Consider the following 17,994-nt stretch of genomic DNA (forward strand, 5'->3'; position numbering starts at 1 on the left):
GGCGTGATGCCTGAGACTTTCAAGAATGCCGTGGCGGCGGCGCTGGTGACCGCCGTACTGACCATCCCGCTGCTGGGCATGCAATTGCAGCTGGAAGGTTACCGGGTGGTGCTCAATACCCACTGGACCCCGGTGCTGGTGGCGGTGATTGCCGTGTTCCTGTTCCAGCTGGTCAAGCCGGCGCTGTCGCGCTCGGCCGCTGGCGTGAAGCTGCCGGCCCTGCCGCGCATGCAGCCGCGCCAGCAGCGCGCCGCCGTGATCATCCTGCTGATGGCGGCGCTGGTGTGGCCCTTCTTCGGTTCGCGTGGCTACGTGGACGTGATGACCCTGGCGCTGATCTACGTGGTGCTGGGCCTGGGCCTGAACATCGTGGTCGGCTTCGCCGGCCTGCTGGACCTGGGCTATGTCGGCTTCTACGCCGTGGGGGCCTATACCTATGCACTGCTGAACCAGTATGTCGGCCTCTCGTTCTGGGAGTGCCTGCCGCTGTCGGCGGCGGCTGCGGCGCTGTTCGGCTTCCTGCTGGGCTTCCCGGTGCTGCGCCTGCGCGGTGACTACCTGGCCATCGTCACGCTGGGCTTCGGCGAGATCATCCGCCTGCTGCTCAACAACATGACCAGCCTGACCGGCGGCCCCGATGGCGTGTCCGGCATCCCCAAGCCCACCGTGTTCGGCCTGGCGATGGCGCGCAATCCCCTGACCGAGGGCGGCACCACCTTCCATCAGGTGTTCGGTCTGTCGTACCAGGGTGGGCACATGGTGATCTTCCTGTACTTCCTGGCCTTGCTGATGGTGTTGTTCACCTACCTGGTCACCAGCCGCCTGCTGCGCATGCCCATGGGCCGCGCCTGGGAAGCCCTGCGCGAAGACGAGATCGCCTGCCGCTCGCTGGGCATCAACCCGACCAAGGTCAAGCTCTCGGCCTTCACGCTGGGCGCCGCCTTCGCCGGCCTGGCCGGTTCCTTCTTCGCCGCCCGCCAGGGACTGGTGACGCCGGAATCCTTCACCTTCATCGAGTCCGCCCTGATCTTGGCCATCGTCGTGCTGGGCGGCATGGGCTCGCAGCTGGGCGTGATCCTGGCCGCCATCCTGCTGACCGTGCTGCCGGAAGTGGCGCGCAGCTTTGCCGAATACCGCATGCTCATCTTCGGTCTGGTGATGGTGCTGATGATGATGTGGCGTCCGCAAGGACTGCTGCCTGCCACCCGTCCGCATGTGGAGCTGCCGCAATGAACCAACCTGTGAACACCATGCTGGAAGTGGCCAACCTGTCGATGCGCTTCGGCGGCCTGCTGGCGGTCGATGGCGTCTCGCTGTCGGTCAAGGAAGGTGAAGTCTTCGCCATCATCGGCCCCAACGGCGCCGGCAAGACCACCGTCTTCAACTGCATCAGCGGCTTCTACCAGCCGACCTCGGGCGAGATCGCGCTCGATGGCGTCTCCATCGCCCGCCGTCCCAGCCACCAGGTGGCACAGCAGGGACTGGTGCGCACCTTCCAGAACATCCGCCTCTTCAAGTCCATGACGGTGGTGGAAAACCTGCTGGTGGCGCAACACCAGCAGGTCAATACCAACCTGCTGGCCGGCCTCTTGAAGACCCCCGGCTACCGTCGTTCCGAGCAGGAGGCGCTGCAACGCGCCGCCTACTGGCTGGACCAACTGGGCCTGACGGCACTGGCCAACCGCGAAGCCGGCACGCTCTCCTACGGCCTGCAGCGCCGGGTGGAGATCGCCCGCTGCATGATCACCCGGCCGCGCCTGCTGTTGCTGGACGAACCCGCCGCCGGCCTGAACCCGCAGGAAAAGCAGGAGCTCTCGCAACTGATCGACCGCCTGCGTCGCGAACACGGCGTGGCCGTGCTGCTGATCGAACACGACATGAGCCTCATCATGGGCATCTCCGACCGCATCCTCGTCATGGAGCACGGCAAGCCCATCGTCACCGGCACCCCGGACGAGGTGCGCAGCGACGAGCGTGTGATCAAGGCCTACCTGGGAGAAGAATGATGCTGCAGTTTGACAAGGTGCATACCCACTATGGCGCCATCGAAGCGCTGCACGGCGTGTCGCTGAATGTGGAAAAGGGCGAGATCGTCACCCTGATCGGCGCCAACGGGGCCGGCAAGACCACGCTCTTGATGACGCTGTGCGGACGTCCGCGTGCCTCCAGCGGCCGCGTGATCTTCGAGGGGCAGGACATCACCGCATTGCCGACCCACGAGATCATGCGTCGCGGCCTGGCGATCTCGCCGGAAGGGCGGCGCGTCTTCCCCAGCCTGACCGTGCTGGAAAACCTCAAGATGGGCGCCTTCTTCGCCAGCAACGAGGCCATCGAACAAGGCATCGAGTATGTCTTCGGCCTGTTCCCGCGCCTGAAGGAACGCGCAGCCCAGCGCGCCGGCACCATGTCCGGCGGCGAGCAGCAGATGCTGGCCATCGGCCGTGCGCTGATGAGCAAGCCGCGCCTGCTGTTGCTGGACGAGCCCACGTTGGGACTGGCACCGCTGGTGATCGCGCAGATCTTCGAGATCATCCGCACCATCCGCGAAAGCGGCGTGACGGTGTTCCTGGTCGAGCAGAACGCCAACAAGGCGCTGGGCGTGGCCGATCGCGGCTATGTGCTGGAGAACGGTCACGTGGTCATGTCCGACACCGGTGCCAACCTGCTGGCCAACAGCGACGTGCGCAAGGCGTATCTGGGACACGGCTGATTCCCTGGCAGCGCTTGCAGATGACGGTCCGGTCGCTCTCAGACCGGGCCGTTTTTTTTCGCACTACGAGAGCGGCCAGCCGGGCTGACATGTCATACCAGACGACCAGCTGTCCCTGGCAGTGTGCAGATACAGATGGTTTTTTGGACAGGTGTGCATGCCGCCGTCTGCTGTAAGTGACATTTGGGATTGTTTCAGGCTATTCTCGATATTCAATGAGGAAAAGCATGAAAATGATTTCGCAGCATCTGAAGAAACTGGGCATGGGCAGCTTGCTGTTGGCCAGTGCCTGGCTTTTTCCGGCTGCGGCGCATGCCGACCGGCTGGCCGAGATCCAGGCACGCGGCACCCTGGTCTGTGCCACGCTGGCCAATAACGAACCGCTCGGCTATCCCGATCCGCAGACCCGGCAGGTGGTCGGCTTCGATGTGGACATGTGTGCGGCGGTGGCGCGCAAGCTGGGCGTGCAGATGCAACAGAAGAGCGTGACCGTGGAAGCCCGTCTGCCGGCGCTGATCCATGGCGAAGCCGACCTGGTCTCGGCGGCGCTGGGTTACACCCGCGAACGGGCACACCAGATCGATTTCACCGCCTCCCATTACCAGAACCCGATCAAGCTTATCGTGCAATCCGACTCCGGCCTGAACCTGGTATCGGACCTGGCCGACAAGCGCATCAGCGCCAATCGCAGCTCCACCCCGGAACAGGCCGCGCGCCGCGTACTGCCCAAGGCCACGGTGCTGGGCTTTGTCGATACTCCGCAGGCCTTCCTGGCGCTGGCGCAGGGCAAGGTGGACGCACTGGCCATCTCCATGCCTTCGGGCGTGCGCTTCGTCAACGAATCCACGGGACGCTTTCGCTTCGTGGAAGGGGCGCTGGCCTGGGAACCCACCGCGCTGGGTGTCAAGAAGGGCGAGCATCGATTGCTGGCCGCCATCAATCAGGGTCTGATGGAGATGGAGAAGGAGGGCGAGATCGATGCCCTGTGGAGTCGCTGGTTCGGGCCCAAGACCAAGTTCAACATCCCCCGCGACAAGAAGCTCACGCCCATTGCCAGCCTGCGTTAGGGCCGATGGAAAAAAACGATGCCGCGGCATCGTTTTTTTTATCCGTCGCCGACCGTGGCCTGTGTGGATTGGGCTGCCTGTGCCGCAGCTTCATCGAAGATGTCCGCACTCGGCGCCTGATAGACCTGGGGCGACGCGCCCAGTCGTGTCGACAATTCCTGCGCCATCTGCAGCAGGGTAGCGCGCATGGCGCCGCTGGCGGCCGGATCGAAGCGCAAGGTCAGGCCGAAGATGGTCAGTGACCCCACCAGCGCGTTGCCAGGCCCGAACACCGGGGCCGACATCGATGACGACAGCGGATTGTTGATCCCCACCGAAATGCAGACATAGCGCCCACCCGAGCGCGCCGCATTGCCCGGCACCGAGAAGAAACGCAGTACTTGCGCACTGGAGGTCTGGTCGATCGGGAACAGGCTGCCCGCCTTGACGGTGGCCTTCACCGAGGCCGGGGTCTCGGCCGCATACAGACACAGCCGCTGCTCCTGCTGGCGGATGTAGAAGGCGGTGCTTTCGCCGGTCTCGCGCACCAGCTTCTCCAGCGTGGGCATGATGAAGTCGGCATAGTCGAACCGGGCCTCGAAGGCCTTGCCCAGCTGGTAGGCGCGCGGCCCCAGCTGGTAGGAATTGTCAGCACGTTGCACGACATAACCCGCCTTGATGAAGGACATCATGTAGCGGTGGATCACGCTCTTGAACAGTCCCGTCCGGGCTTCCAGCTCGGTCAGGCCGAACGGCTCGGGGGCATCGATGAAGGCGCTCAGGATGGCCAGGCTGCGTTCGGCGCCGAGCACGGTGCGGTCGGGTGCCGCATCCTTTTTGTCGGGCTCACTCTCTTTTTTCATAAATCGACGTCGAATTTCGGAATGGGGCGAGGTTATCACCTTTTTCGATTGGCGCGGCGCACCAAAAAATCGCCGCCAGCGGCCTTGCCTGCACCGCCGGCGGGAATCTGCATGCCCATTTCAGGGATTTTTGCACCGCCGCGATGCATGTCCTAAGTATCTGAAATATAAGGACAAATTGTGCTTGTTTAAAAATCATAATGCAATTATGATTTATTTCATCGATGTTCGTTGTTCAACCTGGGAAAGGATAGAAAATGACTTTGGGGCGCTTCAACAAGACCTGTATGGCAATCGCGGCTGCGGCCGTTTCGCTGGTGTTTTCCACGGCCGCGCACGCTGACCGCCTGGCCGATATCAAGGCACGCGGCACCCTGGTGTGCGCCACCCTGACCAGCAGCGAACCCCTGGGCTTTCCCGATCCGGCCACGCGCCAGATCGTCGGCTTCGACGTCGACATGTGCAATGCGGTCGCCAAGCAGCTGGGAGTGAAGCTGGAACACAAGGGGGTCTCGGTGGAGGCGCGTATTCCGGAACTGACGCTGGGCCGGGTCGACCTGGTGGTGGCCGCGCTGGGCTATACCAAGGAGCGCGCCCAGCAGATCGATTTCACCGCCGCCCACTACCAGACTCCGATCAAGCTGATCGCCCACAGCAACGGCGGCTTCAACAAGGTCGAGGACCTGGCCGAAAAGCGCATCAGCGCCAACAAGGGTTCCACCCCTGAGCTGTATGCGCGCCGCGTCCTGCCCAAGGCCACCATCTTGACCTTCCAGGACACCCCGGCCGCCTTCCTGGCACTGGCCCAGAACAAGGTGCAGGGACTGGCGCTGTCGCAGCCTTCGGGCATCCGCTTCGTCAACGAATCCGAGGGCAAGTACAAGTTCCTCAATGGCGAACTGGCCTGGGAACCGACCGCCATGGGCGTGAAGAAGGATGAGCCGGCCCTGTTGGCCGCCGTCAACGACGCCCTCGAAAAACTGGAAAAGAGTGGCGAGACCGACGCCCTCTGGAACAAGTGGTTCGGCCCCAATACCAAGTTCAACATCCCGCGCGAGAAGAAGCTCACGCCGATCTCCGCCTTCCAGTAAGCCCTTCAGTCAAGCCTTCGTTCCCGCTGCAACAAGGATCACGCGCACCGGCCCGGCCGGTGCGTGCGGGACCGGTTTACCCTTCGCCTGGCGATCTTGGTGCGCCAGGCTGTTCTAGCAAGGAAGCGCTCACATGCTCAATCTTGATTTCGGCGCGGTGTTGCATGGCCAGTACCTGCACTGGCTTATCGGCGGCGCCTTCACCACGCTGTGGCTGTTCGCGGCGGCCTGGGTCTGCGCCTTTCTGCTGGCGGTGCTGCTGGTGGGCCTGCGCACCCTGGCGCTGCCGCCGCTGGAGTGGCTCATCGCCGGCTACGTCAACTACCACCGCAACGTGCCGGGACTGGTACAGATCTTCGTCTGGTATTTCGGCATCCCCGAACTGCTGCCCGCCTGGATCACCGACTTCATCAACAACCACAACGGCGAATTCATCTTTGCCCTGATCGCGCTGTCCCTCAACAGTGCCGCCTATATGTCGGAAGACCTGCGCAGCGGCATGCGCTCGGTGGCGGCCACGCAGATGGAGGCGGCGCGGGCGCTGGGCCTGTCCTACCTGCAATCGATGCGCGACGTGCTGCTGCCGCAGGCCATCCGCATCTCGGTGCCGCCACTGGTGAACCAGTCGCTGTCGCTGTTCAAGTCCACCAGCCTGGCCATGGCCATCGGCGTGGCCGAGATGACCTACGCCAGCCGCCAGATCGAAAACGAAACCTATCGCACCTTCGAAACCTTTGCCCTGGCCTCGGCCTTCTACCTGCTGATGTCGTGGTCGATCATGGCCATCGGTGGCTGGTACAACGGCCGCCATCTGAAAGTGAAGGGGCGCTGACATGCACACCATCCTCGATATCTTCGACATCCTCCGCACCTACGGCCTGCAGCTGCTGATCGGCGAATTTCCGCATGGTCCGCTGGGTGGCCTGGCCCTGACACTGATCCTGGCGGTGACCGGCCTGGTCTGCGCCTTCCCGCTGGCGGTGCTGTTCGGCATCGCCCGTACCAGCACTGTGCGCTGGGTGGCCTGGCCGGCCGGCGCCATCGTGCATACCCTGCGCGGGCTGCCGGTGCTGATGCTGATCTTCTGGGCTTATTTCATCGTGCCGCTGTTGACCGGCAAATCCATCTCCGGCACCACCACGGTGATCTGTGCGCTGGTGGCCTATGAGACCGCCTTCCTGGGCGAGGTCATCAAGGCCGGCATCCAGGCCATTCCGCAAGGGCAGGTCGAGGCCTCGCGCTCGCTGGGCATGAGCTACTTCACCACGTTGCGCGAGGTGGTGCTGCCGCAGGCGCTGTTCAACATGATCCCCAGCATCCTCAACCAGCTGATCTCGCTGATCAAGAACACCTCGCTGGCCTACATCATCAGCGTCAACGAACTCACCTATGCGGCCTACCAGGTCAATGCGCAACTGCTGACCAAGCCCTTCCAGGTGTACTTCCTGCTGGCCATGACCTATTTCGTACTGTGCTACCTGCTCAGTTCGCTGGTGGGGCTGGCCGAGCGCCGCATCAAGCTAAAACGTCAATTCAGGAGTCTCTGATGATCCGATTCAACAATGTGAACAAGTGGTACGGCGACTACCACGCCCTGCGCGGCGTCAACGAAGAAATCAAGCGTGGTGAGGTGGTGATCGTCTGCGGCCCCTCGGGCTCGGGCAAGTCGACCCTGATTCGCACCATCAACCGGCTCGAACCCATCAACGACGGTCACATCTACGTGGACGGCCAGGACGTGCACGGCAACGGAGTCGATATCAACCGCCTGCGCAGCCGCATCGGCTTCGTGTTCCAGTCCTTCAACCTGTTCCCGCACATGAGTGTGGAGCGCAACGTCATGCTGGCCACCATGCGGGTCTTGAAACTGTCCGAGAAAGCCGCCCGCGACAGCGCCATGGCCCTGCTGGAAAAGGTCGGCCTGGCCGGCAAGGCGCAGTCCTATCCCGGCCAGCTCTCGGGCGGCCAGCAGCAACGTGTGGCGATTGCCCGCGCCCTGGCCATGAAGCCGCCGGTGATGCTGTTCGACGAACCGACCTCGGCACTGGACCCGGAGATGGTGGGCGAGGTGCTACAGGTGATGAAGCAGCTGGCCGCCGAGGGCATGACCATGGTGTGCGTCACCCACGAGATGGGCTTTGCCCGCGAAGTGGCGGACCGCCTCATCTTCATGGCCGATGGCCAGGTGCTGGAGCGCGCCACCCCGCAGGACTTCTTCGAGCGGCCGCAGCATGAACGCGCCCGCAAGTTCGTGGCCGACATCCGCCACGCCTGATCGCACCATCCCCAAGATTTCCCGGAGATCCGGGATCAACAAGACGAGACCACCATGGCATTCATTTCCGATTCACTCTCCCGCATCAAGGCTTCGGCCACCATCGCCGTCACCCAGAAGGCGCGCGAACTGGCCGCCCAGGGCCGCAACGTGATCGCCCTCAGTTCGGGCCAGCCCGACTTCGACACCCCCGACAACATCAAGCAGGCCGCCTACGCCGCCATCGCCCGTGGCGAGACCCGCTATACGGCGGTGGCCGGCATCACCGAGCTGCGCGAAGCCGTGGTCGCCAAATTCAAGCGCGAGAACCAGCTCGACTACAGCGTGGCCCAGACCATCATCTCCAACGGCGGCAAGCAGGTCATCGCCAATGCCCTGATGGCCACCGTCAATGCCGGCGACGAAGTCATCGTGCCGGCCCCTTACTGGGTCTCCTATCCGGAACTGGTGGCCCTGTGCGGTGGCCACGTGGTGTACGCCAAGACCACCCGCGAAGCTGGCTACAAGCTGCGCCCCGAAGCGCTGGAGGCTGCCATCACCCCGCGCACCAAGTGGCTGATGTTCAACTCGCCCTGCAACCCCAGCGGTGCGGCCTACACCCGTGCCGAGATCTGCGCGCTGGCCGAGGTGCTCAAGCGCCATCCACATGTCTGGATCCTCTCCGACGACATCTACGAACACCTGACCTACGGCGACTTCGAATTCACCACCCCGGCCCAGATCGCGCCCGAACTCTACGAGCGCACCCTGACCATGAACGGCGTCTCCAAGGCCTATGCCATGACCGGCTGGCGCATCGGCTACGCGGCCGGTCCGCTGGCACTGATCAAGGCCATGGAAAAGATCCAGGGCCAGCTGACCTCGGGCGCCAGCTCGGTCTCGCAATGGGCCGCGCTGGAGGCCCTGAATGGTCCGCAGGATTACATCCACGAGAGCCGCAAGGTATTCCAGGGCCGACGCGACCTGGTGGTGTCGCTGCTGAACCAGGCCGAGGGTCTGGATTGCCCGGTGCCGGAAGGCGCTTTCTATGTCTTCCCCTCCTGCGAGCGTGTGATCGGCAAGCGCACCGAAGACGGCCAGGTCATCGGCAATGACGAGGACTTCGTCTCGGCCCTGTTGCAGGCCGAGGGTGTGGCGCTGGTGCATGGCAGTGCCTTCGGCCAGGGGCCGAACTTCCGTCTGTCCTATGCCGATTCCACCGAGCGCCTGCGCGAGGCTTGCGTGCGCGTCCAGCGCTTCTGCGCCAGCTTGCGCTGAATCTTTCACTTTTCATTCTTGCAGGGAGAACACCATGTCAGCAGGATTCCGCATCCTTGAGCGCGCGCGCAAGGTCAGCGCGCAAGACGTCAAGAACTTCGCCGCCATCCCGGTGGCCAACATCAGCGATTCGATGGCACGCATGACCGCTGCCGGTGCGCGTCTGCGGCCACTGCATCGCGGCGGCAAGCTGGCCGGCGCCGCCATCACGGTGAAGTCGCGCCCGGGTGACAACCTGATGGTGCACAAGGCCCTGGACCTGGCCGAGCCGGGCGATATCGTGGTGGTCGATGCCGGGGGCGACCTGTCCAACGCCATCATCGGCGAGCTGATGGTGGCACACGCCATCCAGCGTGGCCTGGGCGGCATCGTCATCTACGGCGCGGTGCGCGACCTGGACGCCATCCAGGGCGGCAGCTTCCCGGTGTTCGCTGCCGGTGTGACGCATCGCGGCCCCTACAAGGATGGCCCGGGTGAGATCAACGTGCCCATCGCCATCGACGGCATGGTGATTGCCCCGGGCGACCTGGTGGTGGGCGACTACGACGGCCTGCTGTGCGTGGGCTATGACGACATCGCCGCCGTCTATGCCGCCGCCAAGGCCAAGAATGACGCCGAGGTGGCGCAGATGGCGGCCATCCAGGCCGGCACCAGCGACCGTGGCTGGATCGATGCGAGCCTGAAGCGACTGGGCTGCCAACAGATCGGCCAGCCGGTGTCGCGCCATGGCTGATGCCGCCGCCTCGCCGCACCTGCAGGTACGCCCCGACTGGCTGGCCCTGACGCAGGAAGCGGTGCTGGAGCCGGAGCTGCCCATCATCGACGCCCACCACCATCTGTGGGACCGCGCCGGCAACCGTTACCTGTTCGAGCAGTGGATGGCCGATCTGTCCAGCGGCCATCGCATCACCGAGACGGTGTTCGTGCAATGCCGGTCGATGTACCGGCAGGAGGGGCCGCAGGCCATGCAGCCGGTGGGCGAGGTGGAGTTCGTCAATGGCGTGGCGGCGCAATCGGCCAGCGGCCTTTACGGCCCGGTGCGCGCCTGCGCGGCCATCGTCGGCTTTGCCGACCTGATGCTGGGCGCCGACGTACAGGCTGTGGTCGAAGCCCTGCAGCAGGCCGGCAACGGCCGCCTGCGCGGCATCCGCAATACCACGGCCTGGCATGCCGATCCATCCATTCGCAGCAATCCGCAGCCGCCACCGCCCGGCCTGCTGGCGCAGGACAGGTTCCGTACCGGTGCGCGCCTGCTGGCGCGCTACGACCTGTCGCTGGACGTCTGGGCCTATCACACCCAGCTGGATGAAGTGCTGGCGCTGGCCCAGGCCTGCCCGGACACGCGCTTGGTCCTGGATCACTGCGGCGGCCCGCTCGGCGCCGGCCCCTACGCCGGCCAGCGTGAGGCAGCACGACGCGAGTGGGAGCGCGGCATGCACGCCATCGCGGCCTTGCCCAATGTCTGGCTCAAGCTGGGTGGTCTGGGCATGCCCGTGGGCGGCTGGGATTTCCATCATCAGGCCGTACCGCCGGATTCAATCCAGCTGGCGCAGGCCTGGCGACCGTATATCGACACCTGCATCGACCTCTTCGGTCCGCAGCGCTGCATGTTCGAGAGCAATTTCCCGGTGGACAAGGGCATGTTCGGCTATGTCAGCCTGTGGAATGCCTTCAAGCGGCTGACGGTGGACCTGTCCGCGTCCGAGCGCACAGCGCTCTTCAGTGGTACCGCCCGGGAGGTCTACCGCATGCAGGAGGCAGGGCGGTGATAGCATAGCGCCCTCGTTCGGACGCCCCGGCGTCCCCGGATCATCTCAAGCCTTGAAAGCAGACAGTGCACGTACAGACCCGCAGCGGCGCCCCGCATGACGCCGACGGCCTGCCGCCCCGGCAGCGCTTCCTCGCCATCGCCACCGTGGTGCTGGGCATCACCATCGCGGTCCTGGACGGTTCCATCGCCAACCTGGCGCTGCCGTCGATGGCCGCCGATCTCAAGGCCAGCGATGCCGATGCCATCTGGGTCATCAACAGCTACCAGATCGCCATGGCGGTGTGCCTGCTGCCGCTGGCTTCGCTGGGCGAGGTAGTGGGCTACCGGCGCGTCTATCTGGGCGGGCTGTTCCTCTTCACGCTGGCTTCGCTGGCCTGCGCCGCCAGCAATGACATGTTGCAGCTGAGCCTGGCGCGGGTGCTGCAGGGGCTGGGCGCGGCCGGCATCCTGTCGGTCAATACGGCGCTGATCCGTTTCATCTACCCGGCGCGTCTGCTGGGCCGCGCCATCGGCTACAACGCCCTGGTGGCCGGCACCGGCAATGCCCTGGGGCCGACCGTGGCCGGCTTCATCCTGCACCTGGCGTCCTGGCACTGGCTGTTCCTGATCAATATCCCGCTCGGGCTGGCCGCGCTCGTGGTGGGCAACAAGGCGCTGCCCACCAATCCGCTGGCCCCGCGCCGCTTCGACCGGCAGAGCGCGCTCCTGTGCATGTGCTTCATCGGCTTGCTGCTCTATACCATCGATGCGGTCGGCCATCTGCAGGGCGTCTGGGTGGTGGCCAGCTGCGCCGTGCTGACCGGGCTGAGCCTGTTCCTGCTGCTCAAGCTGCAGTCGTCCAGCGCGCCCATGCTGCCGCTGGACCTGCTGCGCATTCCCTTGTTTGCGCTGTCCATCGGCACCTCTTTCTGTTCCTTCGCGGCGCAGATGGCGGTGTTCGTGATGCTGCCCTTCATGTTGCAGAACTACCTGGGCATCAGCGCCGCGCGCGCCGGGCTGTTGCTGACGGCCTGGCCGATTGCCGTGGCCCTGACCGGGGTGGTGGCGGGCAAGCTGTCGGATCGCATCGCGGCGGGTTTGCTGGGCGGGATAGGGCTGGGGGTGATGTGCCTGGGCCTGCTGTCGCTGCTGACGATCGACCATGGCACGCCGGACGGCCTGATGGCGCTGCAGTTTGCGATATGCGGGTTTGGCTTCGGGCTGTTCCAGTCGCCCAACAACCGCACCATGATCAGCGCCGCCCCGCGTGAGCGTACCGGTGGCGCCAGCGGCATGCTGGGCACGGCGCGCCTGACCGGGCAGACCGTGGGCGCCTCGGTGGTGGCCATGTTGCTGGCGTCGTCGGATGCACCGTATGCGCTGGTGCTGTGCTGCGCCGCCGGGCTGGCGGCGCTGGCGTGTGTGGTCAGCCTGACACGGCTGCGCTATTGAAGGGAACGCAAGGAGCGGAAGAGAACGGCGAGGGCAGGGCTCAGGCGACTGCGGCCAGGGCCTCGCTCTGGGCGTGGTGGTGGGCCGCATGGGCGGCCACCGACAGGGCCATGCTGAGGTAATTCTCACCGCGCCTGCGCTGACGGGACTGTTGCTGCTCCAGCGCAAACAATTGCTGGTAGAGGGTGCGGATCTGCTGCTGCAGCAACTGGCGCTGCTGCTTGCCGTCGCGATTGGCCGGGAAGCGTGCCAGCGACTGCGCCTGCTGTTGCAGGATCAGGATGCGGTGACTGAGCTGCTCGATCAGTTCGGCGGGGTCATGGTCCAGCGTGTCTGCATGGGTGGCCTGGGTGGCCTCGGCAGTTTTTTCTTGTTCATACGCGATGTTCATGCGAACTCCAGCCCCGGTCGAGGCGCCAGTCTTGCAGGTTCAGGCAAGATTGCCTTTGGTTAGGGCCTGTTCACATTCAATCTACGAGTGCGAGAGGTCGCCAAGCGTTGACTGCCTAGGCGCAGCGACGCGCCGTAGCGGTGCTACGGCAAGGAGCTGCAACAACGGCAGGCGACGCTTGGCGGCCTCTCCCGGAGGGTTGGCCCCAGAAGGCGCGCTGGCGGCGTTGCACGTCAGGGCTGGTGGCACCACCACCAGCCCTGACGCGCGCCTTGCCACCCCGCCTTCTGGGGCCAACGCATCTCGCAGATTGAATGTGAGCAGGCCCTTAGTGTTACGGCAGCTTCCTGCAAAGCTTGAGTCGCGAAACGTAAAAAAGCGAAAAGGCGCAGGCCCGTGGCGGGCGCTGCGCCTTGCCGCCAGAGCCTGCCTCAGATGACGCCGCGGCGCATCTGATCCAGTTCGATGGATTCGAACAAGGCCTTGAAATTGCCCTCGCCGAAGCCGTCGTTGCCCTTGCGCTGGATGATTTCATAGAACACCGGGCCGATCAGGTTCTGGGTGAAGATCTGCAACAGCAGCCCCTGGCCGGCGGTGGGGGCGCCATCGATGAGGATCTTCAGTTCGCGCAGGGCCGCCAGGTCTTCGCCATGGCCGGGGATGCGGCGTTCCACCAGGTCGTAGTAGGTGGCGATGGTGTCCTGCAGCGGCACCCCGCGGGCATACAGGGCGCGCACGGTCTGGTAGATGTCGTCGGTGCCCAAGGCGATGTGCTGGATGCCCTCGCCGTTGTACTGCTTGATGAATTCCTCGATCTGCGACTTGTCGTCCGCACTCTCGTTGATGGGAATGCGGATCTTGCCGCACGGGCTGGTCATGGCCCGCGAGCGCAGGCCGGTGACCTTGCCCTCGATGTCGAAATACTTGATCTCGCGGAAGTTGAACAGGCGCGTATAGAACGACGACCAGGTGTCCATGGCGCCGCGCATGACGTTGTGGGTCAGGTGGTCGATATAGGTCAGGCCCACGCCCTTGGGATTGCGCTCCACGCCGGGCAAGAACTGGAAATCGACGTCATAGATGGAGCCGTTGTCGCCATAGCGGTCCACCAGATACAGCAGCGAGCCGCCGATGCCGCGGATGGCCGGGATGTTCAGCTCCATCGGGCCCAGGCGGGCTTCCACGCCTTCGGCGCCCAGTTCCAGCGCGCGCTTGTAGACGAAGGCCGCATCCTTGACGCGGAAGGCCATGGCATTGACCGAGGCGCCATGCATCTGGGCGAAGGCGGCGGCATTGCTGTCCGGCTCACCGTTGAGGATGAAGTTGATCTGGCCCTGGCGATACAGGGTCACGTTCTTGGAACGGTGACGCGCCACGGCGGTAAAGCCCATCAGTTCCAGCACGCCGGCGATGGCGGCCGGGTCGGCGGCGGTGTATTCGACGAACTCGAAACCGTCGGTCCCCATGGGGTTGTCGAACAGGTCCGTGCTGGCGGCGGCAAGTTGGCTGATCTGGCTGTCTGCGTGGCCCATCTGTGTCTCCTCGGATTGGAAAGGCCGGCAAGCCCGGCCCATGCGAGGAGTTTATTGCGTCGCCACTGCAATTTGTGATTGTTTTTTGCGCAAATTAGGGGTTAATATGCACAAATAAATCTTAAATAAGAAAATTGGAGAGATAAATGAGCATCATCAATGTGGATCGCTACGATCTGGCCTTGCTGACCGAGCTGCAGCGTGACGGACATATTACCAACAGTGCACTGGGACTGAAAGTTCACTTGTCCACCTCCCAGATCAGTCGTCGCGTGCAGCGACTGGAAGAAGCCCACGTCATCGAACGCTACACCGCCGTGCTGGACCCGGCAGTGGTCGGCCTGGGCGTGACGGCCTTCACCACCGTCACCCTGGATCGCCAGGGCGAAACCCGGGGCGAATTGTTCGAAAAAGCCGTGGAAACGATGCCAGAGGTCACCGAATGCTTCTCCGTCACGGGGGAGGGCGATTATATCCTGCGCATTGTCGCCCCCGACCTGGCGGCGTTTTCCGAATTCATGATGAGCCGGCTGCTGCGCCTGCCTGGCGTGACCAACGTCAAATCCAACATCACCCTCAAGAAGGTCAAGCAGTCCCACGAACTGCCGCTGGAACACGTCATGCAGCCGGTGAAGTCGCGCCAGCGCATTCGCTTCTCCCAATGAGGGAGTGAAGGTAGAGGACGGGCCGCCTGTGAATTCAAAAGCAAGCGCCCGAGTGCGACGCCACCAGGGGGCGCCTAGAATCATCCTGACCCGATAGCAGGAGCACCCCATGCCGAGCACGACCTCCCCGATGATTTCCAGGCCCCCTACGTCCCCCGCGCCCTCCACGGAGGAGGGCCCTGCATCCGTCGACCCGTCCCTGACCGAGCCGTCCCTAATCGCCCCGTCCCTCATCGACCAGCAACGCTGGCTGGCCGTGCAGCGCCGCGACCCGGCGTTCGACGGCCTGTTCTGGTATTCGGTCAAGAGCACCGGCGTCTATTGCAAGCCTTCCTGCGGCGCGCGCACGCCCTTGCGCAAGAACGTGGCCTTTCACGCCAGTTGCGTGGCTGCCGAAGCGGCTGGTTTTCGCCCCTGCAAGCGCTGTCGGCCCGACCTGCCACCGCTGCAGGAACGCCAGGCCCAGGCCATCGCCCAGGCCTGCCGCCTGATCGAAGCCGCCGAGCAGGCGCCCGCCACCGAGGACCTGGCCCAGGCCGTGGGCTTGAGCCGCTACCACTTCCATCGGCTCTTCAAGGTCCACACCGGGTTGACCCCCAAGGCCTATGGCGACGCCCGGCGGGCGCAGCGCCTGCGTCAGCAGCTGGCCTCACGCGCCAGTGTCACCGAGGCCTTCTACGAAGCCGGCTTCAATTCCAGCGGTGGCTTCTACGCCCACCGCAATGCCGACCTGGGCATGAAGCCGGCGGCCTACCGCCACGGCGGCCGTGGCGAAAAAATCCGTTTCGCGGTGGCGCAATGCTGGCTGGGCGCCTTGCTGGTGGCGGCCACCGAGCAGGGCATCTGCGCCGTCACCCTGGGTGAGGATGCCGAGGTCCTGGTGCAGCAACTGCAGGACCGTTTTGCCCAGGCCGAACTGGCGCCGGGCGATGCCGCCTTCGAGCAGACGCTGGCGCAGGTGCTGGCCGCGCTGGATGATCCGCAACGTGGCGCCACGCTGCCACTGGACGTGCGTGGTACAGCCTTCCAGCAGCGCGTGTGGCAGGCCCTGCGCGAGATACCGCCGGGGGTGACCCTGAGCTACGCCGAACTGGCCGCCCGCATCGGCCAGCCGGCGGCGGTGAGGGCGGTGGCCAGCGCCTGCGCGCACAACGAGATTGCCTTGCTGATTCCCTGCCATCGCATCGTGCGCCAGGATGGATCACCGTCCGGCTACCGCTGGGGCATCGAGCGCAAGGCGGCCTTGCTGGCGCGCGAGGCAGTGGCGCACCCGCCGCAACCGCCGCAACCGCCGCAACCGCAGTCGCAGCCGTAGCCAGCCACCGCCAACGGCAAGCCCGTCTGAAGGCGCGGGCAGAGGCGGCTACAATGGCTGTTACTTCATATTGCAGGAGTCGTGCATGCATGTTCTTGGCAAGGCCGGCCTCGCCTTCACCGGCGCGGTTCTGGTTCTGGGTGGCCTGATCGCCTGCTCGCCGCTATCGGCCATCAACGCGGTTACCCCGAGCTCCAGCTACATCAAGACCGAAGGCGTGGCCTACGCCGACAGCGACCATCCACGCCAGAAGCTGGACATCTACCGGCCGGCCGCGCAGGCCGACGCGGCGACCGCCAAGGGCTTGCCGGTGGTGGTCTTCTTCTATGGCGGCAGCTGGAACGAAGGCAGCCGCAAGGACTACGCCTTCGTCGGCGAAGCCTTGAGCTCTCGCGGCATCATCGCCGTGCTGCCGGACTATCGCGTCTATCCCGAAGTACGTTATCCGGATTTCCTCAAGGACAGCGCCCAGGCCCTGGCCTGGACCCTGCGTTCCCTGCACGAACTGGGCGGCGATCCGCAACGGGTCTTCGTCATGGGGCATAGTGCCGGCGCCTATAACGCGGCCATGCTGGCCCTGGACGCGCGCTGGCTGCGCCAGGCCGGCGCCTCGCCGGATGCCCTGCGCGGATGGATCGGCCTGGCCGGGCCGTACGACTTCCTGCCCATCGAAAACCCGGACGTCAAGCCGGTATTCTTTGCCCCCGACTCGCCGCCTGATTCGCAACCGGTGCGCCACGTCCAGGCTGGTGCGCCACCCGCGCTGCTGATTGCCTCGCACAAGGACAAGCTGGTATCGGCCACCCGCAATACGGCCGGGCTGGCCACACTGCTGCGCGCACAGCAGGTGCCGGTGGAGGAACGTTACTTCGACAACACCTCGCACGCCTCCCTGGTGGGCAGCCTGGCACGGCCGCTGCGATTCCTGGCGCCGACGCTGGAGACGGTCACCGAGTTCATCGCTACGCCGCCCCCGCGCACCAAGGCCGCGCCGTGACCGGTGACCTGTTTGCCGCGCTGCCCCGCGAGCCCGACATCGAGAGCATCACCGAGGGCGCGACCTTGCTGCGCGCCTTCGTCAGCGACGAGGAGGCTGCAACGCTGGTGGCTGCCATCGATACCGTGCTGGCACACTCTCCCTTGCGCAACATGCAGACGCCGGGCGGCTTTCGCATGTCGGTGGCGATGAGCAATTGCGGGCAATTCGGCTGGGTGACCGACCGTCGTGGCTATCGCTACCAGACGCTGGACCCGGTGACCGGGCAACACTGGCCCGACATGCCGCCTGCATTCGTCGCACTGGCACAGCGGGCGGCCGAGGCGGGCGGGTTTGCTCCCTTTCTGCCGGACGCCTGCCTGGTCAACCGCTACGACCCCGGCGCCCGCATGTCGCTGCACCAGGACCGTAACGAAGAAGACATGCAGCAGCCTATCGTCTCGGTCTCGCTCGGCTTGCCGGCGACCTTCCTCTTTGGTGGCATGGAGCGTAGCGACAAGCCGCAACGCATGCGGCTGGAGAGTGGGGATGTGGTGGTCTGGGGCGGCCCGGCGCGGCTGGCCTTTCATGGCGTGGATGTGCTGCGCGATGGCGAGCACCCGCTCACCGGTCGCTGCCGCTATAACCTGACCTTCCGTCGCGCCCGCTGA

General features: G+C 64.9%; 19 protein-coding genes. 16 read left to right on the top strand and 3 right to left on the bottom strand.

The window, feature by feature from the left end; genetic code table 11:
• Positions 1-6 precede the first annotated feature (6 nt).
• From HFRIS_RS16275 to HFRIS_RS16290, 4 genes are all read left to right on the top strand, one after another.
• Positions 7-1,233 (top strand): high-affinity branched-chain amino acid ABC transporter permease LivM, encoded by a 1,227-nt coding sequence (locus tag HFRIS_RS16275; RefSeq protein WP_006464507.1) that lies wholly within the window; start codon positions 7-9, stop codon positions 1,231-1,233.
• Positions 1,230-2,006, top strand: coding sequence for a high-affinity branched-chain amino acid ABC transporter ATP-binding protein LivG (gene livG / locus HFRIS_RS16280; RefSeq protein ID WP_006464508.1), 777 nt, complete (start codon positions 1,230-1,232; stop codon positions 2,004-2,006). Before HFRIS_RS16275 ends, livG begins: the two co-directional genes overlap by 4 nt.
• The gene (locus tag HFRIS_RS16285) at positions 2,006-2,710 is read left to right on the top strand and encodes an ABC transporter ATP-binding protein (RefSeq protein ID WP_006464509.1); all 705 of its coding nucleotides are present in this window, start codon (positions 2,006-2,008) and stop codon (positions 2,708-2,710) included. Before livG ends, HFRIS_RS16285 begins: the two co-directional genes overlap by 1 nt.
• A gap of 227 nt (positions 2,711-2,937) precedes the next feature.
• Positions 2,938-3,777 (top strand): ABC transporter substrate-binding protein, encoded by an 840-nt coding sequence (locus HFRIS_RS16290; protein ID WP_006464510.1) that lies wholly within the window; start codon positions 2,938-2,940, stop codon positions 3,775-3,777.
• Between the two features lie 38 nt (positions 3,778-3,815).
• On the opposite strand, the gene HFRIS_RS16295 is transcribed toward HFRIS_RS16290, so the two are convergent.
• Entirely contained in the window at positions 3,816-4,619 is an 804-nt protein-coding gene (locus HFRIS_RS16295) for an IclR family transcriptional regulator (RefSeq protein WP_006464511.1), read from the bottom strand.
• A 287-nt stretch (positions 4,620-4,906) separates the two neighbouring features.
• Between HFRIS_RS16295 and HFRIS_RS16300 the strand changes: the two genes are divergently transcribed.
• From HFRIS_RS16300 to HFRIS_RS16335, 8 genes are all read left to right on the top strand, one after another.
• Positions 4,907-5,710, top strand: coding sequence for an ABC transporter substrate-binding protein (locus tag HFRIS_RS16300; RefSeq protein WP_051110930.1), 804 nt, complete (start codon positions 4,907-4,909; stop codon positions 5,708-5,710).
• Between the two features lie 133 nt (positions 5,711-5,843).
• Positions 5,844-6,542, top strand: a complete 699-nt coding sequence (locus HFRIS_RS16305; RefSeq protein ID WP_006464513.1) for an amino acid ABC transporter permease — start codon at positions 5,844-5,846, stop codon at positions 6,540-6,542.
• A gap of 1 nt (position 6,543) precedes the next feature.
• The gene (locus HFRIS_RS16310; protein WP_006464514.1) at positions 6,544-7,257 is read left to right on the top strand and encodes an amino acid ABC transporter permease; all 714 of its coding nucleotides are present in this window, start codon (positions 6,544-6,546) and stop codon (positions 7,255-7,257) included.
• Entirely contained in the window at positions 7,257-7,985 is a 729-nt protein-coding gene (locus HFRIS_RS16315) for an amino acid ABC transporter ATP-binding protein (protein WP_006464515.1), read from the top strand. The genes HFRIS_RS16310 and HFRIS_RS16315 overlap by 1 nt, the downstream gene beginning before the upstream one ends.
• A 54-nt stretch (positions 7,986-8,039) precedes the next feature.
• Entirely contained in the window at positions 8,040-9,242 is a 1,203-nt protein-coding gene (locus tag HFRIS_RS16320; RefSeq protein ID WP_006464516.1) for a pyridoxal phosphate-dependent aminotransferase, read from the top strand.
• Between the two features lie 34 nt (positions 9,243-9,276).
• Complete coding sequence (locus HFRIS_RS16325; RefSeq protein WP_006464517.1) at positions 9,277-9,975, top strand: RraA family protein; 699 nt, start codon at positions 9,277-9,279, stop codon at positions 9,973-9,975.
• Entirely contained in the window at positions 9,968-11,011 is a 1,044-nt protein-coding gene (locus HFRIS_RS16330) for an amidohydrolase family protein (protein WP_006464518.1), read from the top strand. The genes HFRIS_RS16325 and HFRIS_RS16330 overlap by 8 nt, the downstream gene beginning before the upstream one ends.
• 65 nt (positions 11,012-11,076) lie before the next feature.
• Positions 11,077-12,444 (top strand): MFS transporter, encoded by a 1,368-nt coding sequence (locus HFRIS_RS16335; protein ID WP_006464519.1) that lies wholly within the window; start codon positions 11,077-11,079, stop codon positions 12,442-12,444.
• Between the two features lie 40 nt (positions 12,445-12,484).
• On the opposite strand, the gene HFRIS_RS16340 is transcribed toward HFRIS_RS16335, so the two are convergent.
• Both HFRIS_RS16340 and hppD read right to left on the bottom strand, forming a co-directional pair.
• The gene (locus HFRIS_RS16340) at positions 12,485-12,835 is read right to left on the bottom strand and encodes a FlxA-like family protein (RefSeq protein WP_006464520.1); all 351 of its coding nucleotides are present in this window, start codon (positions 12,833-12,835) and stop codon (positions 12,485-12,487) included.
• Positions 12,836-13,266: 431 nt separating this feature from the next.
• Complete coding sequence (gene hppD / locus HFRIS_RS16345; protein ID WP_006464521.1) at positions 13,267-14,367, bottom strand: 4-hydroxyphenylpyruvate dioxygenase; 1,101 nt, start codon at positions 14,365-14,367, stop codon at positions 13,267-13,269.
• A gap of 146 nt (positions 14,368-14,513) precedes the next feature.
• On the opposite strand from hppD, the gene HFRIS_RS16350 reads away from it, so the two are divergent.
• From HFRIS_RS16350 to alkB, 4 genes are all read left to right on the top strand, one after another.
• Positions 14,514-15,032 (top strand): Lrp/AsnC family transcriptional regulator, encoded by a 519-nt coding sequence (locus tag HFRIS_RS16350; protein WP_006464522.1) that lies wholly within the window; start codon positions 14,514-14,516, stop codon positions 15,030-15,032.
• Between the two features lie 109 nt (positions 15,033-15,141).
• Positions 15,142-16,347, top strand: coding sequence for a bifunctional DNA-binding transcriptional regulator/O6-methylguanine-DNA methyltransferase Ada (gene ada, locus HFRIS_RS16355; protein ID WP_244436312.1), 1,206 nt, complete (start codon positions 15,142-15,144; stop codon positions 16,345-16,347).
• 85 nt (positions 16,348-16,432) lie between these two features.
• Positions 16,433-17,344: an alpha/beta hydrolase gene (locus HFRIS_RS16360; protein ID WP_006464524.1), complete on the top strand. Its 912-nt coding sequence runs from the start codon at positions 16,433-16,435 to the stop codon at positions 17,342-17,344.
• A complete protein-coding gene (alkB, locus tag HFRIS_RS16365) occupies positions 17,341-17,994 on the top strand; it encodes a DNA oxidative demethylase AlkB (RefSeq protein WP_006464525.1) in 654 nt (217 codons plus the stop codon). The genes HFRIS_RS16360 and alkB overlap by 4 nt, the downstream gene beginning before the upstream one ends.

This window comes from Herbaspirillum frisingense GSF30, from assembly GCF_000300975.2.
Lineage (GTDB): Bacteria > Pseudomonadota > Gammaproteobacteria > Burkholderiales > Burkholderiaceae_D > Herbaspirillum > Herbaspirillum frisingense.

Bases quoted from the DNA above. Each gene is read 5' to 3' on its own strand.
- livG (WP_006464508.1), top strand. From the start codon at position 1,230: ATGAACCAACCTGTGAACACCATGCTGGAAGTGGCCAACCTGTCGATG.
- HFRIS_RS16360 (WP_006464524.1), top strand. From the start codon at position 16,433: ATGCATGTTCTTGGCAAGGCCGGCCTCGCCTTCACCGGCGCGGTTCTG.
- HFRIS_RS16315 (WP_006464515.1), top strand. From the start codon at position 7,257: ATGATCCGATTCAACAATGTGAACAAGTGGTACGGCGACTACCACGCC.
- HFRIS_RS16330 (WP_006464518.1), top strand. From the start codon at position 9,968: ATGGCTGATGCCGCCGCCTCGCCGCACCTGCAGGTACGCCCCGACTGG.
- HFRIS_RS16305 (WP_006464513.1), top strand. From the start codon at position 5,844: ATGCTCAATCTTGATTTCGGCGCGGTGTTGCATGGCCAGTACCTGCAC.
- HFRIS_RS16325 (WP_006464517.1), top strand. From the start codon at position 9,277: ATGTCAGCAGGATTCCGCATCCTTGAGCGCGCGCGCAAGGTCAGCGCG.
- HFRIS_RS16340 (WP_006464520.1), bottom strand. From the start codon at position 12,835: ATGAACATCGCGTATGAACAAGAAAAAACTGCCGAGGCCACCCAGGCC.
- HFRIS_RS16320 (WP_006464516.1), top strand. From the start codon at position 8,040: ATGGCATTCATTTCCGATTCACTCTCCCGCATCAAGGCTTCGGCCACC.
- HFRIS_RS16290 (WP_006464510.1), top strand. From the start codon at position 2,938: ATGAAAATGATTTCGCAGCATCTGAAGAAACTGGGCATGGGCAGCTTG.
- HFRIS_RS16350 (WP_006464522.1), top strand. From the start codon at position 14,514: ATGAGCATCATCAATGTGGATCGCTACGATCTGGCCTTGCTGACCGAG.
- HFRIS_RS16300 (WP_051110930.1), top strand. From the start codon at position 4,907: ATGGCAATCGCGGCTGCGGCCGTTTCGCTGGTGTTTTCCACGGCCGCG.
- HFRIS_RS16310 (WP_006464514.1), top strand. From the start codon at position 6,544: ATGCACACCATCCTCGATATCTTCGACATCCTCCGCACCTACGGCCTG.
- hppD (WP_006464521.1), bottom strand. From the start codon at position 14,367: ATGGGCCACGCAGACAGCCAGATCAGCCAACTTGCCGCCGCCAGCACG.
- HFRIS_RS16285 (WP_006464509.1), top strand. From the start codon at position 2,006: ATGCTGCAGTTTGACAAGGTGCATACCCACTATGGCGCCATCGAAGCG.
- ada (WP_244436312.1), top strand. From the start codon at position 15,142: ATGCCGAGCACGACCTCCCCGATGATTTCCAGGCCCCCTACGTCCCCC.
- HFRIS_RS16275 (WP_006464507.1), top strand. From the start codon at position 7: ATGCCTGAGACTTTCAAGAATGCCGTGGCGGCGGCGCTGGTGACCGCC.
- HFRIS_RS16295 (WP_006464511.1), bottom strand. From the start codon at position 4,619: ATGAAAAAAGAGAGTGAGCCCGACAAAAAGGATGCGGCACCCGACCGC.